Origin of the sequence: Solibacillus sp. R5-41 (assembly GCF_002736105.1) — a bacterium.
Lineage (GTDB): Bacteria > Bacillota > Bacilli > Bacillales_A > Planococcaceae > Solibacillus.
Genome location: NZ_CP024123.1, coordinates 3,793,658 through 3,816,045 on the forward strand (window position 1 = coordinate 3,793,658; position 22,388 = coordinate 3,816,045).

Sequence of the window (22,388 nt, forward strand, 5' to 3'; positions counted from 1 at the left end):
TTGTATCAAATTTCTGATGGAAAAAGGAAGGAAGCGACTTACTGTTCACGCTCTAATTTCGCTACTTCTACACGGACAATTGGCGCAACTTCCTTACCAAATAACTCAATTGCACGCATTACATCGTCATGTGGCATCGAACCGACTGGCATGTGAATCATAAAACGATCTATACCGACATGCTTTCTCAGGAAAATAATTTTTTCTGCTACTGTTTCCGGGTCACCAACATATAGTGCGCCTTCTAACTCAGACATCGAATCAAATGTATGACGGGAATAGGGGCCCCAGCCGCGCTCTTTTGCTAATTGATTCATAACAAGCGCAGTAGAAGGATAAAATTTCTCTCTTGCTTGTTCATTTGTTTGTGCAATAAAACCATGTGAATGAGAGGCAATTTTCAGCTTGTTCACATCATGTCCTGCCTTTATTGCTGCGCGTTTATAGTATTCTACTAACGGTGCAAACTGCAATGGACTTCCTCCAATAATCGCCAGCACGAGTGGCAATCCTAATAGTCCTGCACGAACAGCAGATTGAGGCGTACCTCCACTTGCAATGGTCACAGGTAATGGATTTTGAACAGAGCGTGGGAACACTTGTAAATTTTCGATTGATGCGCGGTGCTTCCCTTGCCAATTGACCACTTCATTTTTACAAAGTTCTAATAGCAGTTCTAATTTTTCATCGAATAATTCATTATAATCGTCTAAATCGTAGCCAAATAGCGGGAAAGACTCGATAAATGAACCGCGCCCAGCCATAATTTCTGCTCGCCCATTTGAAATGGCGTCTAATGTTGAAAAATTTTGAAATACTCGTACAGGATCCGCAGATGATAAAACCGTTACAGCACTAGTTAATCGAATATTTTTCGTTTGCGATGCCGCTGCTGCTAAAATCATTTCTGGAGCAGATGCTGCAAAATCCTCACGATGATGCTCACCAACGCCAAATACATCAAGCCCTACTTGATCCGCTAATACAATTTCCTCAACTACCTCTCGAATACGGACATCATGTGGGATCGTTCCTCCATTCACTGCATTTTTCGTCGTTTCTACAAACGTTGTAATTCCTAATTCCATCCTACATCGCTCCTTTTACATATATCATACATCGAATTTATCTCGAATTAAAAGTATTAGCTTTTTAACTTGCTTCAGCAGACGTTTCCACTTCTAAAAGTGGGGGATGAATGCCCAAGTATAATCTTAATTCTGTGGGATTCAAACCCCGGCTGAATAGGGGAAATCAGGCTAAGCTGGAGGAGCAAAGGCTAAAACCGTCGCGTCCTGTGACAACGCCTGAGTGTCCGACATCGTGTTGGCCTAAAGCTCCCGGCGGATATCACAAATTTTTAGGAGTTTTTCGAACAAGCTCGAAAAAAATTTGGACGCAATTACGCCGAGGCGTTATTGCTTGCAAAAAACCCACTATTCCGGCAAATGCTGGAATCATGGGTTTTTGATTTACGTTATGTTAATTGCATTATTCTTTACTTACACTGTTCCGTCTTTTTTACCACGGTATCGAACAGATAACCCTTTAATAAATTTACGCGCAAAATTATCGCCACATTCTTTATAATTACGATGACCAGGCTTACGCATTATGGCACCTAGCTCTCCTTTAGAAACAGCAATTCCGCCCTCATCTAGAACATCAAGCATCTCTTCTGTTGTCAGTTGACAAGCAACTTTGAGCTTTTTCAGTACCATGTTATTTACATGATCTGGCTTTTCCTGTACTGGAGTAACTTGCCCTTCTTTTTTAGGCATCGGACCGCGCTTCAGCGTAATAAGCCCATTGAAAAATGCTTCCAGTGTTTTGTGATTCACCTTCACTTGCTCATAATCAGCCGGAATTTCCTCATCTTTTTCTAAAGACTTCGTTAATATTTTTGGCATATCCTCAGGCTTTACCGTTACGCCGCCTAATCCAAATATTTCAACCATTTCTCTATTTTTTAAATCCATTGCATAACGCACGCGAATTAAAATATCATTATTATCCATTACAAACCTCCACACTTCTACTACCACATATTATAACAGAGGTTATGCTGCGAATGTTAGCTTGCACCATAGGATTTTTTATCTTCATTCAGTTGGCGTCCAAACGCCAATTGAATAGGGGAACTCTGGCTAAGAACGCCGCGTACTGCGTCAACGCCTGAGTAACCAACATCCTGTTGGCCTAAAGCTCCCGGCGGATATCACAGATTTTTAGAGGAGTTTTTCGAACAACTCGAAAAAAATTTGGACGCAATTACGCCAACGCGTAATTGATAATCACATACTTTTTTCCTTACAGTGGTCCAGTTTCTCTACTCTCGTCAGTTGCTTGCTGAACACCTTCATCACTTGTTGCATTGCCAAGAGGTCCGGTATTTTCACTACTTGTCTTCAAATTCTCTCGTAAACGTCTACCATAGTCAACATCTGCTTGCTCGGCATAACGAAGCATCGTTTCTTGAATTGTTGGAGAGCATTTTGCTAAATCGGTCGTTAAATTCAAAATTAAATCGTCTTGCTCCCACTTTTCAAATTCTCGATACGTTTCACCAGCTTGTTTCGTGTCATTCGTTCGGTCAAGTGGCGCGCGTACGAGATGCCCTTCAACAAATGGTGTATGGTCCTTTCCAGCTTGCGGTGCTTCTTTAAGCCCCCCTAACAAAGAAGGTTCATAATTAATATGGGGATTTTTATTTGTTTGTACTTTATATTGCATTTGGCCACCGCGTTGATTTGTGGCAACTTGTTTTTTCGGTGCATTAATAGGCAATTGTAAATAATTCGTCCCTACACGGTGTCGTTGCGTATCAGAATAACTAAATGTACGACCTTGTAACATTTTATCATCGGAAAAATCGAGACCATCCACAAGAACCCCTGTCCCAAAAGCAGCTTGCTCTACTTCTGCAAAATAATCTTCGGGGTTTTTGTTTAGTGTCATTTTGCCAACTGCTTTCCAAGGAAATAACTCTTTTGGCCAAAGTTTCGTATCATCAAGTGGGTCAAAATCGAGCTCTGGATGTGGACCGTCTTCCATTAGTTGTACGAATAACTCCCACTCTGGATAATCCCCTTGTTCAATCGCTTCATACAAATCTTGCGTGGCATGATTAAAATTTTTGCCTTGAATTTCTTGTGCCTGTTGCTGCGTTAAGTTGTGAATCCCTTGCTTCGGTTCCCAATGATATTTAACAAGCACTGCTTTTCCTTGCGCATTGACCCATTTATACGTATTTACCCCTGAACCTTGCATCATACGGTAATTTGCAGGAATTCCCCAAGGCGAATAAACTAAAGTCACCATATGAAAGCTTTCCGGAGAAGCTGCACAAAAATCAAAAAATCGTTCTGCATCTTGTCGGTTCGTAATAGGGTCTGGTTTAAATGCATGGATCATATCAGGAAACTTCATCGCATCTCGAATGAAAAAAATTTTCAAATTATTACCTACTAAATCCCAGTTGCCGTCTTCAGTATAAAACTTAACCGCAAACCCGCGCGGATCACGTAATGTTTCCGGCGAATGTCCGCCATGAATAACACTTGAAAACCGTACAAATACAGGCGTTTTCTTGCCCTTTTCTTGAAATAACTTTGCTCTCGTGTAGTTTGAAATCGGCTCACCTTCTAAAGTTCCATAAGCCTCAAAAAAACCATGGGCTCCCGCACCCCTCGCATGAACGACACGCTCCGGGATACGCTCTCTATCAAAGTGACTAATCTTTTCAATAAAATCATAATTTTCTAATGTGGCAGGGCCTCGATTACCAACAGATCTTAGTTGTTGATTGTTTGTTATCGGATGTCCTTGTCCATTCGTTAAAATTTCCTCTTCCATACTCACTCACTCCTTTTTTTGTAAACATAGGCAATTTGGAAGGGGGTTATACAACTTGCATTTAGTAAGATTCCAATTGCTGTCACTTCTATTTTCAAAAAAAAACGAATTCCTTAACAGGAATCCATTTTGGCAAAATCATTATGCTAATTAAGATGTATGGATGTTCGTTTTATCCTCTGTTTCCTGAAGCTTTTCCTTATAAGAAATGATACCGATCAAGCCCATTATTGAAAAGAGAACTGGCGTGATGAAACTATAATAGTATCCATCTACTAAATTACCTGAAGTAGATTGAAAATAATCCAAAATTAATCCAAAAATAATCGGTAACAACACAGCACTTAAAAATCCACCTGTATTTACAAAACCCGAAACAATGCCAGAATCTTTCAGTGAGAAAGATTTACGTACAGCTGCAAACGATAACGCACTTGCCCCGTAACCAATCCCTATTATAAAGAAAAGAATGATGAGCAAATAAGGAGTTGGCTGCCCTTTATATAAAAGAAACGTAAACCATCCGATTAAAACAGTCATTTGCACAACAATATACGGTCTTTTTATCATTTCTAACTGACTAGAAATCCAACCGAATAGAGGCGCTCCAATTAGTGCCCCGATTAAACCAATCATAATGAGCTGACTTGCTTCAGAACGTGTCATTTCATACATGTTCATCCCATATGGTACAGCCCAAGAACTAATAAAACCAACATAACCACCGACTACACCAAAGTGACAAAAAAATAAGGCCCATGCTTGCCGGTTCGAAAAAATTCTTCGGAGTAAAGCAACTGTATTTTCTCGTTGTACATTATGCGTTACCACCTCTTGTTCAACGAAAGAGATGCGCTGTGGTTTTTTAATAAGTACAAAATATAGAAGTACGCCACAGCAACATAATAGGAAGCCCGCTGTGAAAAACGCTACCCTCCAACCGAGTAAATCGATCCATGCGGAAAAAGGGACTGTTGCCAATAAGAAGCCTAGACTTCCTGTCATTCCTGCTAAACCGATTAACCGAACAAATTCCTTCGTATGAAACCATTGTGCCAAAATGAGCACCATATTAACCCATATGGTCGCATCCCCGATACCTGTTAGTATTCTAGCAAAAAACAGAACAAATTCATGAGTCCCAAAACTATAAATAATTGTACCTAAACCTGTAAGCGTAGCCCCAATAATAAGAAAAAAGTTCGGCCCATAGCGGTCAGCTAAAATCCCCATTGGAATTTGCAAACTTGTGTAAACAAAAAATTGGATACTTGTTAATAATCCAATCGTTGAAGCTGCTACATGAAAATCTCTCATTAGCTGTTCAGTTATTAATCCTGGAGCAGTTCGTTGGCTCGCCATTAACAAATAAGTAAATAACACCGATACAAATACAATCCATCTATATTTGCTATTTCGTTTGTCCAGTGATTACCACCCCTATGTGCTTTTACAATATATATATGAAAATTATCGTTGGATATATACGAAATGTGCATTTGTAAAGAGGCTTATTCGCTTTTACAATATAAATGCATTTTATCTTCACCCAAATTAAAGAAATAGAGGATGTCCGAAAACTTTTCGGACACCCTCTTCTTACTCTTATTTCTTTTTAACAACTTTAAGATAAAGACTACCATCAACTTCTATATAGATTACCTTGATTGTACGTCCATTAATGCATTCTTATACTTTTAGCGAGCCACGAAAGCCCCTAGCAGCATAGTAGGAATCTGCTCCATTATGGTATACAAAGACTTTGTTATAGCGGCGGTCACAGAAAATCGCACCACCTAGTTTTCTAATGTCCGATGGTGTATCCACCCAACTAGATGTTTTCTTATCAAATTCCCCAAGATTTTGTAGCGCCCGGTATTGTTCTTCTGTTAAGATTTCAATTCCCATATCTGTCACCATATCCATTGCACTCGTTTGTGGTTTGTGTTGCTTTCTTGATTCTAATGCTTCACGGTCATAACAAACACTTCTACGGCCTTTAGGACTTTCCGCTGAACAATCATAAAAGACGTATTCCCCTGTTTGTTCATCAAAGAAAACGACATCCGGTTCGCCTTCCGTTCTTTCCATTTCAAATAGAGACCACAGTTTTTCAGGATTTGCTTCCAGTTTTTCTTGAACGTTTACCCATTCAAGCTCTGGATGGCGATTCATATTTTTCTCAAAACGACCTTTCAATAGGTTAAGTATTTCTTCCTGTTGTTCCTGTGATAATTTCCTGTTTTCGTTTCTCATACGAAACCTCCAATAATATATATAAAATTATTTTTAATCCCTTACTTGATCTTGCGTATTCAGTAATCCTATAATATATAATTTATATCATATCCGTATAAGGAATGACATTACCTTGAGCTATTTGTTGCAAGATGTTTGTTTCTAAGAACAGGTGAACCAAGGTCTGCTTAGAAATTCATAATCTTTTAACATCGATTTCATTTCGACTTTAATATTTTTAGTATTGATAATCTAGAAGGATTTAGATTGTGTACGTAAAAATTTAGTCTTATAAAGCTTAAACCATAAATATAGCTGGAATGGGTACCAGAGGAATTAAACTACCTCCACCACCCCAAATAGCAGAGATTTAATTGAGTACTAATAATGGAGCGTTACCAGATAGATTATTGATTTTACCGACTATTGATATACCTAAAAATCCAGAACCATCTATTCCTATAAACGCTCGTACACCTGTTAGCTTAACATCTGCCATTTCTTTTGTTACTTAAAAATAATAATCAGTCGACTCTGCAAGATTTTTCTTTTTTGGTTGGTCTCTTTTTAATTTCATATTATGTTAATTTAGTGACGACCTTTACATATATTGCGTATATATGGAAATACGGGTAGTACTTTTTTATTTGGAACCTATAATTGCACATACCTGATTAAGACTAGTAAATAAAGGACTGAACGAACTAACCTTACATTTCCATGAAATCCCAAATTTATTTTAGGAGTGGACACATGGGGGCTATTAATGGCGAAGATTATATTAACCGATTAAATCAGTTAAATAATGAAATCTGGGTTGACGGTAGAAAAGTTGAAGGATTGCTGTCTGAACATCCCACTTTTAAGGGGCTTATTCAGACAAAAGCTTCTCTTTATGATTTGCAACATGACCCAAAAATAAAAGATGAAATGACTTTCATATCACCGGTTTCAGGGGCACCTATTGGACTTTCCTATTTACAACCAAAAACAAAAGAGGACTTATTGAAAAGACGGAAGATGATGGAGCATTGGGCAAGGTATACGGGTGGTGTTTTAGGAAGAAGCCCTGACTATTTGAACTCTGTTTTAATGAGCTTTGCCTCTTCAGTATCCTTATTAAAGGGTAAAGAGAACTGTTTTCCAGATAATCTTCAAGCATTTTTTGAATTGGCCAGAGAAAATGATTTATCTCTTACACATACATTTATCGCCCCACAAGTGAACCGCTCTCAAATTTATTTTGAAAATACGGAAGAGCCAATCGCAGCGAAGGTTATTGCTGAAAATGAAGAAGGCATCGTGATAAAAGGCGCACGTCTTTTAGCTACACAAGGTGGTTTAACCGATGAGGTATTTGTATTTAGTGTTGGTAGCTTTCTTTTTAATGAAGATGAAGCTTTTGCATTTGCCATCCCCTCAAATACGAAAGGGTTAAAATTTATTTGTAGGGATACATTTATTGGTGGAGACTCTTCCTTTAATCATCCGTTAAGTTCAAGATACGAAGAGATAGATTCACTTGTCGTTTTTGACAATGTATTAGTTCCGTGGGAGCGAGTATTTTATTATAAGAACGATGAAGTAGCTGAAAATTTTCCAATTCAAAGCTCTTTTCACCATTTTGCTAAACATCAAGTGTTGACTAGACAAATAGTAAAAACAGAATTTATTTTAGGTGTTGCTGAGCTTCTTATAGAAACGATCAACGTTAGTGAGTATCAACATATACAAGAAAAGATGTCGGAAATCATCATTGGTTTAGAAACAATGAAATCATTGTTAGAAAAATCGGAGAATGACGCAGCACTAGATGAATGGGGTTATATGCGCCCTGATATTATATCACTGAAGGTTGCCGGTAACATTTTCCCGAAAATCTATCCTCGTTTCATTGAAATTATCCAATTAATTGGCGCTAGCGGAATGATAACATTGCCAACGGAAAAGGCATTTCATTCTGCTATTAGAGCAGATTTAGATCAATATCTCCAAGGAGCAAGTAAAACAGCAGAGGAACGAGTAAAAATATTCCGTTTAGCCTGGGATTTAACAATGAGTTCATTTGGAACGAGACAAATGCAATATGAGAGGTATTTTTTTGGCGATCCAATTCGCTTATCAAGTGATTTATATAAAACTTACCCCAAAAAAGAATTTGTAGAGGTAGTTAATAATTTGTTAAATCTTAAAAAGAGAGAGTAATAGAAATTTGTTGTTTACACAATCTTGAGAAATACACTAATAAAAAATAGCCGAGCGCTATAGCCCTTGGATAATTTTCAATTGCCATGTGCTATATTCTTTTGGGTAAAGTACTCGACACTCTTAAATTTTTCGAGTAATCGTTCTTGTGGTTGTTCGTGAAAAAGAACTGAAGCATATAATCATGAATGACCTAAAGTCGCCATTCAATTCTTTACTTAAGAAAGCTTTGCTCAGATTTTAGTAATAGAGTTAAAAAATAGTTAGCACCAAATTCAGAAGAAACTCACACTGAATTTGGTGCTATAAAAGTTTAAATTATTTCGATGGTAATTTAACAACTGCTACTTCAATTTAGGTGCATTATATGTACATCTATAAATTCCTGATAGTTTCATCACCTTGAATTAGCAAAAATATTCTTCATCAATTTTTAAATCTCGAAGACTTTTTGCTGCTTGAACTAAACTTTGCATTGTACTTAATTCATCATCGCTGATTTCAACTAGTTCTTCAAACCTAGGCATAATGAGGAGTTTTAATAATTTTGTCTAATCAAAAACGAATCCCACTAATAGGAATCCGTTCTAAATTGTTTGTGCACCAGGTACAGATTATGCTACACATAGAAAAAGAATAGGACACTCACATCCTATTCCTTCTCTACATTATTCATTTGGAAATTTCGGTAAATAAATCATCGCCTTAAATAAATCGCCATCTACTTGGACACTGAACTTTCCGCGCTGGATGTTGATAAGGCTTTCAGCAATCGACAACCCTAATCCGCTACCTTGACTAGTTCTCGATTCATCCCCTCGTTTAAATCGTTCCATTAGCTCATCAGCTGAAATATTTAATTCATATGCTGATATATTTTTAAATGTGACGCGTATTTCATTCTCTAAATCTTCAACATCAATATATACCCTTGATGCAGGCTGTGCGTATTTAAAAATGTTTGAGAATAAGTTTTCGATAGAGCGCCATAGTAATTTACCATCTGCCTTCACATATACCTTTTCTGTTGGGTAGGCTAATTTAAAATCTAATGCCGATGCTTCGATTTTTTCATCCATTTCCCCTATTCCTTGTGTTAGCAATGAAACGATGTCAATTCGCTCTATCTGAACAGGCATACTTCCACTGGATGCTTTAGCCGCTTCAAATAAGTCATCCGTTAAATGCTTTAATCTTTTCGATTTTTGATCTAACACATCAATATATTCTGCAACTTTTTCTGGGTCATTTTCAATTTTTAATAAATCGACATACGTAATGATTGACGTTAATGGCGTTCTAATATCATGAGAAACATTTGTAATGAGCTCTGTTTTTAAACGCTCGCTCTTAATCTCACTATCCACCGACATTTTTAACCCATCGGTAATGCTATTAATATTTGATGCCAGTTGGCTAAATTCCCCTTTTCCGTCTAATTCAATTCGATGATGGAGATTTCCATTTTTAATTTGCTCTACGCCTTCTTTAATGTGGTTAAACGACTTCACCTTTTTCAACGCAAACCAAGCCACTAAACCAATGGTAATCGGAAATATAAAAAACGTTGCCGCAACAACTACTGGATAGCCAATAACAAGTAGTACAACTTTTATACCAGTACTGCCACTATCAAAGACATTTTTCACTGAAAGAAAAATCTTTTTGAAAATTTGATAGATGAGCGTATGCTTAAGCAGTGTTCTATTTTTAATATGCTTTATTAGCGATAAAATCAACAGTAAGGCAATGCTAAAAATAGGTACTGTAAGAAGCATGTACATATCGTGGAACACATCAATAATCATCGCTATCCACATCGAAGTTAAACTAACGACAATTATAATATTGAGGTCATTATATAGTTTATCCATAACATTTAAATGAACTTCTTTATCTTTAAAGGATGTTCTACCAATAACTATGATTAAATAAATCATTGATAAAATAAATCCTGCTACATATACAAGAAATTCATTAAGTAAGCGTTTAGAAATTGCTTTATTCTTTTCCCATTCTTGTGTTTTTTGTTTTAAGTAAGGTTCTTTATACGCCACATAAATTACATCCGTTTGTGGATTCAGCCTTTCAACTTCATGCGTAAAGTAGCTAAAGTAGCGATTTTCTTTCGCTTCAATTGGGACAATCTTTTGTTGATAGTCCTCAAATAGCATATACGTATTATACTCCTCAAATTGCTGTTTTTTATTGAATCCACTATTAGAAAATACTTGTTCACCGTTACTCGCATAATAGATGATTCCTTTATTTGCTTTTAGTGTGCTGAGTAACCTGTAAAATTCCCTTACTTGCTCTTTCATGTTTTCAGCTTTTTTACGATTGATGTCATCTGCATAATTTTCTTGATATATACGAGTATTTTCCTTTTCACTCAAATTGTCATTATATTTGTATGAATAACGAAATTCATTATATAAATTACCTTCAATTTCTCTAATCTCTTCTTCAGTTAGTGTCTTACCACTTAAAATATGTTCTTCACTTTTATATTTTCCGATTAATTGCGCTAAAGGTGAAATAATGCGGTAACTTTCATCTGCGAACGCTCGGCTTTCAAAGTAATTTTTTTGATTTATACTACTAAGATGAACCTCATTTACTTCCATATCAATAATTGTCTTCACTGTACCGGTTATACAAACGACAGCAAATAGAAACACAATCACTTTCGTAATAAGTGCATGACTAATATTTCTCAACTTTATACCCAACTCCCCATACAACTTTTAAATACTTCGGCTCTTTCGGATTAATTTCAATTTTTTCTCGGATCTTTCGAATATGAACCGCCACCGTATTTTCCGGATTGACGGCCCTTTCATTCCATACCTTTTCATAAATCTCTTCAATTGTGAACACTCTCCCAGCATTTGCAGTGAGGAGCTTTACAATTTTATACTGCACGGGTGTTAAATGAACCTCAGCATTATCAACCGTAATGATTTTCTGTTCATCATTAATCGTGAGCCCACCCGATTGAAATACATGACTACTTACCTCAAGACTGCCAAATGTCGTATACCTTCTTAGCTGCGACTTCACTCTAGCCATCAGTTCTAACGGGTTAAATGGCTTGGCCATATAATCATCTGCCCCAATATTTAATCCGAGAATTTTATCATGATCCTCCGAGTTAGCAGAAAGCATAATTAACGGAATCATATTATCTTGCCGAATTTTCATCGTTGCCGTAATGCCGTCCATTTTTGGCATCATTATATCCATAATAATGAGGTGAATTACTTGATCTCGAATAAGATCGATTGCCTCTAAACCATTGTACGCTTTGAATACTTGATATCCTTCATTTTCTAAATAAATGCTAATCGCCCTTACAATTTCTTTATCATCATCACAAATTAAAATGTTCAACTACATTCACTCCTCCATCTCTTTAGGCTCATATGATCACCCCTATAGGATTCGTATAAGGTTATGATACTAATTAAATCTTAACAAACACACACATCAATTCTTAAGATTTTCTTAGTGTTTTTTCTAGGTAAATCTTATTATACCGAATAGATGATTTTGTGTTTGTAATAAGGGCAGATGGTTCCGTTGCAAAAATAAAGAGGGATTTAATACCAATTCCACGAAGTTATATTGTATATAGAAAGGGGAATTATTATGAAAACACCTGTAGCAAAACGCATTCCTTATTTACATGAAATACATGGCGATGTACGTGAGGATGATTATTATTGGCTTAAAGAACGCACAAATCCAGAAATCATCCATTATTTAGAGGAAGAAAATCAATATTACAATGAAGTTATGAAACCACTTGAAAAACAAACGGAGCAAATTTATGAGAGCATGGTAGACCGTGTACCCGACTCCGAAATCAATGTGCCAGTGCAGCACGGGCCATTTTTCTACTACTCTCGCTTGGAAAAGGAAAAGCAGTATCCTATTTATGCTCGTAAAGAAGCAGCAAGTCGTGAACTTTTGCCACACACAGCCGAGAAAGTCATACTTGATTTAAATGAATTAGCTACTGCTGACGACTATTTAAGCGTGACAGTGCGCCGCCTAAATAACAAGCAAACGCAATTAGCTTATTTAGAAAATCGAGATGGCTCTGATCGCTATACAATCTACATAAAAAATTTGGAAACTGGTGCACTTCTACCGGATCAAATTTCAAATGTATATTTATATAGCAGTATTGAATGGAGCAGCTGCGGACAATTTATTTTTTACGTGACTGTTGATGAGCTTCAACGACCGTACCGACTATGGCGCCACCGTTTAGGAAGTGACGTAACGAACGATGAACTACTTTACGAGGAACAAGATGCGACGTTTACATTATTCATCGCAAAAACACAAAGCAACAAATTCATTATGATTTACTCAAGGTCCAGCACGACAACTGAAATTCGACTATTAGATGCCAATTCACCGTTATCTCCTTTACAGCTGTTCGATACGCGACGTGAAGGAATTGAATATGATGTGGAGCATTGGGGTGAGGATTTACTCATCCTTACAAACGAAAATGCGATGAACTTTACGCTGCTTCGTTGTCCTTTAAATGATTTCAATGCACGAGAAAATGTCATGGAGTACGATGAAAATTGCTTCCTTCAAGCAATGTATCCATTTGAAAATAAGCTACTTCTTTTAGGGCGCAAGGATGGATTAACACAAATTTGGATGCTTCAAGACGGTAAGTTAGAGCAATTACAATGGGATGAGCCTCTATATACATTGTCTATTTTAGATGGACAAAGCTACGATACAGAAGAAGTGTTAATACAATATGAATCGTTACTTACACCGAAAACAACTTACGGACTTAATTTAATAACACGTGAAAAAAAATGTTTACAAGTAGCTCCTGTTAGTGGAGTGTATGATGTTTCTTGTTATCGCCAAGAGCAATTATGGGCAGAAGCAGAAGATGGCGTAAAAATTCCGTTGATGGTCGTTTATAAAGAAGGGGCGCTAAATTCTGGACCTGCACCATTAATTTTATCTGGCTATGGTTCATACGGTTACAGCAGTGACCCGTCTTTTAGTCCGTATCGTCTTCCTTTATTAGATAAAGGGGCTGTATTTGTAACGGCACAAGTACGCGGGGGATCTGAAATGGGACGCACATGGTATCAAAACGGAAAAATGCAATATAAGCGCAACACCTTTACTGATTTTATTGCAACCGCTAAATATTTGATTGAAATAGGCTACACGACTCCAAGCAAAATGGCGGCTCGTGGTGGTAGTGCGGGCGGTTTACTTGTAGGTGCAGTAGCAAATATGGCCGGCGAGTTATTCCAAGTGATTGTGCCTGATGTGCCGTTTGTAGATGTCGTTACAACGATGCTCGATGAAACAATCCCTCTTACGACACTTGAATGGGATGAATGGGGCAATCCAAAAAAACAGGAGGATTACTTCTATATAAAATCTTATAGCCCTTACGATAATGTAGAAGCAAAGGATTACCCCCACATGTATGTTACAACGGGGTTAAATGATCCGCGTGTTGCTTATTGGGAACCAGCAAAATGGGTTGCACGTTTACGCACCATGAAAACGGATAACAATACGCTCGTGCTCAAAACAAATATGGGTGCCGGTCACTTTGGGGCATCAGGCCGCTTTAACCACTTGAAAGAGGCTGCTGAATGTTATGCATTTATTCTTGATAGGCTTGGTGTGAAGGTGGATTCGGCAATTTTAAAATGAAATTTTTCCTTTAATTGGTTTGTTATTAAAAATAATTAACTTCAATGTAGAAATAAAACTCCTTCAATTGGGCAAGATTAAATATGAGGAATATTAAAAAGGACAGGAAATACTCCATTCTTATTTTGTATTTTTCAAATTTTATCCTATTGAAGAGGAGGAAAGTTATGACAACTTTAGAGGTAAAATGTACTGTGTCTCATTGTTTTTATCATGCACCAGGGAATGTTTGTAATGCTGAGAAAATTGAAATTGATATGGATTATCAAGTGAACAAAAATGCCCGGACAGAGTTTGCTTCTGATTTTGATTTCCAGGCTGAATTAGGGGACGTATTGAATTCTACAAATACGTGCTGTAAAACATTCAGACCAAAAAAGGATTTAAATTATCGCTCTAAATAATGAAGAATGTTTATTATCAAGTTTAAAAAAAAATAATTACCGACACATGTATAAAAAATAGAATATGACCTATACTATTAAAGATTTCACTTCGAATCTAAATGACTAGGAGGGTTAACCCGATGAGTGCGAATGATCAATAACTCAGAAGGACCATCAATACTGAGTGAAGCTAAAGCAATGTTTTCTTAGGAAATTCTTAAGATTCAATGCGAAAGCGAGGCAGTGTGTCATGGAGTATTCAAAGTAAGTGGTAATCAAACCCGGAATTTAAATTCCGGGTCTTTTTTTTACAATGAATGACTCAAGTTCATTTAGAAATAGGATTTGTATTTTATTTACATAATCACTTTAGCAATAATTATAGACCGCGCTTATGATACGGTTCTCCGTAATTTAACTAAATGTAGTATCATTTTTAATCATTTAAAAGTTGCAAACGCTTTACTTAATTACCCACTTTTTTAAAATAATCATATACTTTTTCTAATTTCTTTATTTGGCTTCCCCGTGGACTTTCCATATTACCAAATTCAAAGAACTTTACTTTCTTAATACCTACAAAATTAAATAAAGCTCTTTTCATCAAAACTTTATGAGTATTATTCAACCAGAGAAGCGGATAGTATGTAGGACCCTTCATAGTAGATACACATACAACTGACTTTTCTTTCAAAAGCCCTTCTGGGAAAAGCCCTTTCTTATCCTTATATGCAAAATCAGAAGCAAATAGTTGGTCTATGTATCCCATAAGCATCGCTGGAGGTCTTCCCCACCAAATTGGATAAATAAAAACAATTTTTTCCGCCCATTTAATTTGCTCTCTATACTTTTCAAGATAAGGATCTGTATGCATATCACGTCTTCGTTTATGTTCATTAAAGACGAGGATAGGATTAAAATCCTCCTCATATAAATCTACGACTTGTAACTCCTTAATGTTAGGATTTTCATTACTCCCTTTAATGACTTGCTGTAAAAAAGAATAATTTAAGCTTTTATGATTTGGATATGTGTAAACAACTAGCGTTTTCATAAAGCACCCCTTTACTTATCATTTGATAACAAAAGTTTACCATTCTTTATTTTTAGTTGTCAAATGATAATTGTATTGTGATAATATATTTGTTATCTTTCAGTAAGAGGTGAGAGAAATGGACGAAAAAGCTCTTTTTACTAAACTTGTGTCATTTACAACTTCCGTTCATCGTGTGACACAGGAATTATCACAAAATGCCAAAGCGGATTCAATAACACCCATTCAATATAATATTCTTGAATATGTCACAGTCAGTCAGTCTGTGACACCAAGCGAGATTAGCGATTGTCAACATATGTCTATGCCTAATACCAGTCGTGAACTTCGAAAGCTAATTGAAAAAGGATTAATTGAAAAAATAGGTGATACCGAGGATCGACGAAAACACTATATACGTCTTTCGAATGAAGGAGAAACCATGATGAAAGAAGCCTTTGCAACTATAGAATCTCGTTTTCAAGCTCGAATACAAAATGCCTCGAAAGATGATATAGAGGAAATAAACCGTGCACTAGAAATTCTTCAGACAAAATTATTTTATTAATAGAAATAAATCCCAGAATAATTACTCCCTCAAATGAATGTTGATTATTTATAACAAATATACTTTTAAATAATGGAGCATCGCGAGGATTCGTCGGCATCCCAAAACTTACCTATTTTCAGTTCTAAATACTTCCTTTTATTCTTACAGTGTATAAAAGCGATAAAGGGGAGAACAAATGATTGTTGACGGGGTGTTCTCTGGCGGTGGCATTAAAGGGTTTGCTTACGTAGGGGCAATACAGGTGCTAGAGCAACGCGGAATACAATTTAGACGCGTTGCTGGTACGAGTGCTGGTGCTATTTTGGCAGCCTTTATCGCAGCAGGCTTTAATGCCAAAGAGCTAGAGGAAATTTTTGATGAGCTAAATTTGCAAGTATTGCTCGACCCACCGAAATTATGGATTGGCTTCCCGTTTTTAAAGTGGATTAATTTATATATGCGATTTGGGATGTATCGAGGGAAAACGTTGGAGAAATGGTTCCATCAAAAATTAGCAACAAAAGGCATACGTTCCTTTGGTGATTTACCAAAAGGTTCATTAAAGCTCATTGCTTCCGATTTAACAAACGGTCGAATTCTTGTATTGCCAGATGATTTAAAGAACTATGGCATTGATGGCAGTACATTTCCGGTTTCCCGTGCACTGCGCATGAGCTGTGGCCTGCCGTTTTTCTTTGAGCCCGTTTATTTAAAAAATGGCAAGGAAGAATGTGTCATTGTGGACGGTGGAGTACTAAGCAATTTCCCCCTCTGGATTTATGATAATCACAAGCAAGTGAGGCCCGTTCTCGGTATGAAGTTAAGCAGTTCCAGTGAAGAAATGCCGCCACATAAAATCAATAATGCCATTCAGCTATTTGAAGCCCTGTTTTCAACAATGAAAGATGCGCATGACAATCGCTATATTTCACGAAGGCATGAGAAGAATATCATTTTTATTCCGGTCGAAAAGTATAGTGCCACGCAATTTGATATGAATGAAGAAACGAAGAAAAAATTAATTAGCATTGGTAAAGAAAGGACCATTCAATTTTTAAAAACATGGTCACCAATTTGGTAATGTTAAACATACAAAAAAGACGAGCAGCTATTATGAATAGTTACTCGTCTTTTTTCTATTTATTATTTCCTCTTTGTAAGTCAGATCCCCAATAAGTTAATACGATAGCCTATAGCATCGCCCTATCAAAGATCATTGTCCAATTTAAATTTTGCGACAAGCGCTTGCAATTCCTCTGCTGTTTGTCCTAACGAAGTAGAAGCTTCTTTTACTTCTAGCATTGTTGACAGTTGTTGCTGAGTAGATTGCGATACACTTGACGAAAATTGCGAAGATTGTTCGGATGCTTTCTTAATGTTCGTAACAGACGCAGCTACCTCCTCTGAAGAAGCTGATATTTGTTGAGATGTTGCTGAAATTTCACGAATTTGATTTGCCACTTCTTCTGATGAAGTAAGTATTTCTTTAAATATTACCCCTACTTCATTCGTGAAATCCATTCCAACCTTCACATCATCTTTACCTTTTTCCATCACCACGATGGATGCGTTCGAATCCGATTGTATTGTGCTAATAAGATTGTAGATTTCTGTTGCCGATTGTGATGATTGTTCGGCTAATTTTCTTACTTCATCTGCAACTACTGCAAAGCCTTTACCATGTTCGCCAGCTCTTGCCGCTTCAATAGCCGCATTTAGCGCCAATAAGTTTGTTTGGTCGGCTATTGCTGTAATAATACTCACAATGTCGCTAATTTTATTAGTATTTACATGTAAACCATTAATTGTTTTACCAATTTGTTCAACAGATTCATTAATTAAATGCATTTGCGCAATCACTTGTTGAACAACTTTATCCCCTTGTTCGGAAGCTTTAGAAGCAGAAACAGACGACTCGGCCGCTGTATTTGCCGATTCAGCAATTTGTTGTATACCAAATGCAGTTTCTTCCATTGCAGCAACTGTTTCCTCCGTAATTACTAATGAGGTTTCCGCATTTCGAGTAATTTGCTCCATACCATTCGCAATATGTGTTGAACTGTCATATGACTCAGTTGCATTGACTGTAAGTTGATTTGCTGCTGAAGAAACATGATTAGATGTATTTCGGATATTTAAAATAACGTGTTGTAAATTAGAAACCATCATTTTAATCGATTGTGATAACTTCCCTATTTCATCCTGTGTAATTTTTAAATCGATATTATTCAATTCTCCGTTTGCTACTTGATCTGCTACACTTACTAATTTTTCAAGTGGCTTCAGAAGACGGTCAATAACTATGTACAGTAGAACTAATAACACGACAAGCCCAATTGCTGCCATGGCAATCTGTTTGTAGACACTGGCTTTAATGATAGTATCGATATATTCCGCTGAATAATCAATTCCCAATAGTGCAATCATTTCGCCATTTTCATCTTTAATCGGACTATAAACAGATCTCCATATACCAAACTGATCTTCATAAATATCTGTTACTTCAGTCTGATTATTTTTAATGGCAAGCTCAGCCGTTTCTACATGTTCAGGAGCAAGATCCGAAAGTACTTCTCCCACCTCGAAAATCTCATTCAGGTTGGTTGTATACCCGATAGGATTAATCCCCCCATCTTCCATAACTCCAACTCATAATACCCTGTTCTTCTAATATTTTATTTAATTGATTTTGAACCTTTTGGAAATTGGCATTATCTTCACCTGTAGTCGCTAATAATTCCTTTATCTCATTACTATCCAAATTCATAGCTGTTAGTAAACCAACACTTTCCATCTCTTGTTCAAGGTCCATATTCATTTGGTTGTCCAACTCATTAATATTTGCTGTTGTGATGCCAACGATAAGCGCAAACACAACTATAGAAACTGTCAGTAACAGTTTGTACTTTAAAGATGCATTTTTTAAAAACTTCACAATCCATTTCTCCTTCCATTTTCATTCAAATATAAAAAGCCTATTTCTAAAGAAAATAGGCTTTTTAAAATACACAGGCACTCTAATACGAACCTTAAAATTAGCATAACTTCAAAATATAGTCAATAGTCCTTATTTTAAAAACAATAAACAAAACCATTAGACTACATCACGATAAATCAACTCAAAAAAAACAATCTAAAAGTAACCAATCAGCCATATCGGTTATCATTCTACAAAACGGATTACGGTATTAATATGGCGAAGAATCAATCTTTTATCACCTTATAATAGTAGAATCTCAAATGACAATTAATGCCCACCTATATAATTAGGTAGGCATTAATTGTCGCTTACTTATGAAAACAAAATATATTTTAAAGAATACTTAAACTTGTTTCCTTTATATCCGTAATTAGCATATGACCTGGTGCATGTGTAATCATGATAGCAGGTTTACTTTCCATCGCCACCGCTTGTGGTGTTACGCCACAAGCCCAGAATACTGGTATTTCTCCAGGCTTAATTGACACTGCATCACCGAAATCCGGTTTTGAAATATCCTTAATCCCAATTTGTTCTGGATTACCGATATGTATCGGTGCACCGTGTACGTTCGGAAAGCGAGAGGTAATTTGGATTGCACGGATTGCATTTTCTGGTGTCATTGGGCGCATACTGACAACAGTTGGTCCCTCAAACATACCTGCCTTAACACATGGAATATTCGTTTTATACATTGGCACATTACAATTTTCTTGAATATGCCGAATCGGAATACCTGCTTCATGCAACGGAGTTTCAAATGTAAAGCTACAACCAATTGAAAATCCAACCATATCGTCTTCCCAATAATCTGTAACATCTAGTACTTCCTCTGTAAAAATACCATCACGATATATACGATATTTCGGAATATCTTTGCGAATATCTGCATTCTTCGCAATTGTAGAAGGTATAAACGATCCCGGTTCTGTCACGTCTAATAGTGGACACTGTTTTGGATTCCGCTGACAGAAAAGAAGAAAGTCAAAGGCATGTTCTTTTTTCAAAATCACTAAATTCGCTTGTGTAAATCCAATCGACATACCAGAAGTCGGTTCAGTAATCTCTTGATTGCGAATAAGTTGTCGAATTTCATTTGGCTCTAAAGTGCTATATAAAGTCATCGCCAATTTCCTCCTTTTCTATTATCCCTCGGCACAATTCAAAATCTGTGACATCCTACCGGAGGCATTAACCAAATAATTTTTGCATTTGTTCTGTTAGTGTAATTACGCTCAAATAGCCCATAAGAACGATGACGATTATACCCGTCACAGTTAACCAACGAGGGTGCTTATATGTACCCACAATGTCTTTTTTATGCGCTGCAATTAAAATAATACTAAGTGCTAATGGCAGAATCAGTGCATTTAATGCCCCAACAATAATTAACACATTTACAGGCTGTCCGATGAAGGCAAAAGTTGTTGTTGAAACAATGATAAATGCGATAATCACCCAGTTATGATATTTTTCAATCTTTGGATGGAATGAACGAATAAATGAAACGGATGTATAAGCCGCACCTACGACAGAAGTAATCGCTGCCGCCCACATAATCATACCGAACATGCGATAACCGATATCACCAGCAGCAAGTTGGAATACAGATGCAGGTGGGTTTTCCGGGTCAATAGCTAAACCTTGTGATACCACGCCTAGTACCGCTAAAAATAATGCAATACGCATAACTCCTGTAATCAAAATCCCTGTTACAGAGCTTTTTGTTACTTCTGGCAAAGATTCTTGACCTTTAATGCCTGCATCCAACAAACGGTGACCACCAGCAAACATAATGTATCCGCCAACTGATCCACCGACCAACGTCACGATTGCAAACCAGCTAATTTCTTGCGGCATAAACGTACTCGCAATCGCTTCCCCTACAGGTGGTGAAGTTTTAAAAGCAACAAATACCATAAGTAAAATCATAATACCGCCAGCTATTTGTGCTACTTTGTCCATTACCTTCCCTGCTTCTTTATAAACAAAGATAAATATAGCAAACAATGCACTTACGACTGCTCCGGTAATCGGATCTAAACCAATCATGGCATTTAATCCTAGACCAGCTCCAGCAACGTTCCCAATATTGAATGCTAAACCACCAATAACGATCATGATGGCAAGGACAACACCTAACCCTGGCAATACCTTATTGGCAATCTCTTGTCCACGTAAGCCAGAAACAGCAATGATTCGCCAAACATTAACCTGTGCGACAATATCTAAAATTAAAGAAATTAAAATGACAAATCCAAAACTAGCGGCTAATTGCTGTGTAAATATCGTTGTTTGTGTTAAAAAACCTGGTCCGATAGATGACGTAGCCATTAAAAATGCTGCGCCTAGTAATACACTTTTACTTGCTGTCTTTTTCGCAAACTTATTTTTTTTCTTTTGCTCGAGCTCTTCTTTGCTCACTTTGATTTTATTAGCTTCCATTTAGTTCCTCCTTGATTGCACATACTGATATTTGTTGTTCCATTAATTTTGCATGAATCTCTTTCGCAAACTCTACAGCGTGTTCCCCGTCTCCATGAATACAAACAGTATCTGCTCGTAAAGCGACTTCGATTTGCTGCTGTGACAGTACTTTACCTTCTTTCACCATTTTCACAACTTGCCCGACAGCTTGTCCGTTATCCGTAATCAATGCATCCGATTGTTTACGAAACGTTAACGAACCATCCTGCTGATAAGTACGATCTGCAAACACTTCATGAGCTGTTTGAAGCCCAATTTTTTCTCCGGCTTTCGTTAACTCACTACCTGACAAACCAAATAACACAATTGAAGGTGAAATATCATACACGGCTTGTGCGATGGCCTCTGCAATTGCTGGATCTTTAGCCGCCATATTATAAAGCGCTCCATGTGGCTTAACATGCTGCATCGTTTCATTGTGAATTGATAAAAAACCTTGCAATGCTCCAACTTGATATACGACCATATCATAAGCTTCCTGTGCAGAGATATTCATCTCACGTCGCCCAAAGCCAATTAAATCCGGTAATCCAGGGTGTGCCCCAATTTTCACACCATTAGCAATGGCTAGATTTACAGTTTCACGCATAACCGTTGGATCTCCACCATGAAAACCACAAGCAACATTAGCAGATGTTACATATTTTAAAATTTCTTCTTGTTCTCCAAGTTGATAACGACCAAAGCTTTCGCCTAGATCACAGTTTAAATCAACACGAAACATCTTGTTCCCCCACTTTCTTTTCACAATCGCACGATAATGAATACGTTTCCAATTATTCGGTACCGACATTCGGAACTTAAGTTTTGAATTGTAAAAAAATTTTAGCATATTTTATTATTGTAGGAAAGGAATAATTTCAAATTTTAAGAAATAATATAATTTTTTCATTTTTACTAACATTCTGCTTGTTTTTGTTTATTATTAAAATATAA

At 36.8% G+C, this 22,388-nt stretch carries 18 protein-coding genes; 5 read left to right on the forward strand and 13 right to left on the reverse strand.

Translation table 11 applies throughout. From position 1 onward, the window contains the following. Positions 1-38: 38 nt before the first annotated feature. The 5 genes from CSE16_RS18855 to CSE16_RS18880 form a co-directional block, all read right to left on the reverse strand. Positions 39-1,088, reverse strand: coding sequence for an LLM class flavin-dependent oxidoreductase (locus tag CSE16_RS18855; RefSeq protein WP_099425299.1), 1,050 nt, complete (start codon positions 1,086-1,088; stop codon positions 39-41). Between the two features lie 414 nt (positions 1,089-1,502). Beyond that, complete coding sequence (locus CSE16_RS18865) at positions 1,503-2,018, reverse strand: YehS family protein (protein ID WP_099425301.1); 516 nt, start codon at positions 2,016-2,018, stop codon at positions 1,503-1,505. 292 nt (positions 2,019-2,310) lie between these two features. Continuing rightward, positions 2,311-3,855, reverse strand: coding sequence for a catalase (locus CSE16_RS18870; RefSeq protein ID WP_099425302.1), 1,545 nt, complete (start codon positions 3,853-3,855; stop codon positions 2,311-2,313). 150 nt (positions 3,856-4,005) lie between these two features. Beyond that, positions 4,006-5,283: an MFS transporter gene (locus tag CSE16_RS18875; RefSeq protein ID WP_099425303.1), complete on the reverse strand. Its 1,278-nt coding sequence runs from the start codon at positions 5,281-5,283 to the stop codon at positions 4,006-4,008. Between the two features lie 261 nt (positions 5,284-5,544). Continuing rightward, a complete protein-coding gene (locus tag CSE16_RS18880) occupies positions 5,545-6,111 on the reverse strand; it encodes a DUF4256 domain-containing protein (RefSeq protein WP_099425304.1) in 567 nt (188 codons plus the stop codon). A gap of 735 nt (positions 6,112-6,846) precedes the next feature. On the opposite strand from CSE16_RS18880, the gene hpaB reads away from it, so the two are divergent. Beyond that, on the forward strand, positions 6,847-8,298 hold the full coding sequence (gene hpaB / locus CSE16_RS18885) for a 4-hydroxyphenylacetate 3-monooxygenase, oxygenase component (protein WP_099425305.1): 1,452 nt from the start codon (positions 6,847-6,849) through the stop codon (positions 8,296-8,298). A 668-nt stretch (positions 8,299-8,966) separates the two neighbouring features. Here hpaB and CSE16_RS18890 read toward each other — a convergent pair. Together CSE16_RS18890 and CSE16_RS18895 are read right to left on the reverse strand one after the other, a co-directional pair. Further along, positions 8,967-11,018 (reverse strand): HAMP domain-containing sensor histidine kinase, encoded by a 2,052-nt coding sequence (locus CSE16_RS18890; protein ID WP_216641124.1) that lies wholly within the window; start codon positions 11,016-11,018, stop codon positions 8,967-8,969. Further along, positions 11,005-11,691, reverse strand: a complete 687-nt coding sequence (locus CSE16_RS18895; protein WP_099425307.1) for a response regulator transcription factor — start codon at positions 11,689-11,691, stop codon at positions 11,005-11,007. Before CSE16_RS18895 ends, CSE16_RS18890 begins: the two co-directional genes overlap by 14 nt. 258 nt (positions 11,692-11,949) lie before the next feature. Between CSE16_RS18895 and CSE16_RS18900 the strand changes: the two genes are divergently transcribed. Beyond that, on the forward strand, positions 11,950-14,016 hold the full coding sequence (locus CSE16_RS18900; RefSeq protein ID WP_099425308.1) for a S9 family peptidase: 2,067 nt from the start codon (positions 11,950-11,952) through the stop codon (positions 14,014-14,016). Positions 14,017-14,183: 167 nt separating this feature from the next. Next, a complete protein-coding gene (locus CSE16_RS18905) occupies positions 14,184-14,420 on the forward strand; it encodes a DUF1540 domain-containing protein (protein ID WP_099425309.1) in 237 nt (78 codons plus the stop codon). Between the two features lie 448 nt (positions 14,421-14,868). Here the strand turns inward: CSE16_RS18905 and CSE16_RS18910 are convergent, their stop codons facing one another. Continuing rightward, positions 14,869-15,456 carry an NAD(P)H-dependent oxidoreductase gene (locus CSE16_RS18910; RefSeq protein WP_099425310.1) on the reverse strand — a complete coding sequence of 196 codons (588 nt, stop codon included), beginning with the start codon at positions 15,454-15,456 and terminating at the stop codon, positions 14,869-14,871. A gap of 118 nt (positions 15,457-15,574) precedes the next feature. On the opposite strand from CSE16_RS18910, the gene CSE16_RS18915 reads away from it, so the two are divergent. Together CSE16_RS18915 and CSE16_RS18920 are read left to right on the forward strand one after the other, a co-directional pair. Further along, the gene (locus CSE16_RS18915; RefSeq protein ID WP_099425311.1) at positions 15,575-16,003 is read left to right on the forward strand and encodes a MarR family winged helix-turn-helix transcriptional regulator; all 429 of its coding nucleotides are present in this window, start codon (positions 15,575-15,577) and stop codon (positions 16,001-16,003) included. Between the two features lie 178 nt (positions 16,004-16,181). Further along, positions 16,182-17,066 carry a patatin-like phospholipase family protein gene (locus CSE16_RS18920; protein ID WP_099425312.1) on the forward strand — a complete coding sequence of 295 codons (885 nt, stop codon included), beginning with the start codon at positions 16,182-16,184 and terminating at the stop codon, positions 17,064-17,066. 125 nt (positions 17,067-17,191) lie between these two features. Here CSE16_RS18920 and CSE16_RS18925 read toward each other — a convergent pair whose 3' ends face one another. From CSE16_RS18925 to pxpA, 5 genes are all read right to left on the reverse strand, one after another. Then, on the reverse strand, positions 17,192-18,625 hold the full coding sequence (locus CSE16_RS18925; RefSeq protein WP_253896121.1) for a methyl-accepting chemotaxis protein: 1,434 nt from the start codon (positions 18,623-18,625) through the stop codon (positions 17,192-17,194). After that, positions 18,606-18,920, reverse strand: coding sequence for a hypothetical protein (locus CSE16_RS21980; protein ID WP_253896122.1), 315 nt, complete (start codon positions 18,918-18,920; stop codon positions 18,606-18,608). The genes CSE16_RS18925 and CSE16_RS21980 overlap by 20 nt, the downstream gene beginning before the upstream one ends. Positions 18,921-19,297: 377 nt before the next feature. Beyond that, positions 19,298-20,089, reverse strand: coding sequence for a putative hydro-lyase (locus tag CSE16_RS18930; RefSeq protein WP_099425313.1), 792 nt, complete (start codon positions 20,087-20,089; stop codon positions 19,298-19,300). A 67-nt stretch (positions 20,090-20,156) separates the two neighbouring features. Beyond that, the gene (locus tag CSE16_RS18935; protein ID WP_099425314.1) at positions 20,157-21,410 is read right to left on the reverse strand and encodes an NRAMP family divalent metal transporter; all 1,254 of its coding nucleotides are present in this window, start codon (positions 21,408-21,410) and stop codon (positions 20,157-20,159) included. Next, complete coding sequence (gene pxpA / locus CSE16_RS18940; protein WP_099425315.1) at positions 21,400-22,176, reverse strand: 5-oxoprolinase subunit PxpA; 777 nt, start codon at positions 22,174-22,176, stop codon at positions 21,400-21,402. The genes CSE16_RS18935 and pxpA overlap by 11 nt, the downstream gene beginning before the upstream one ends. Positions 22,177-22,388 lie beyond the last annotated feature (212 nt).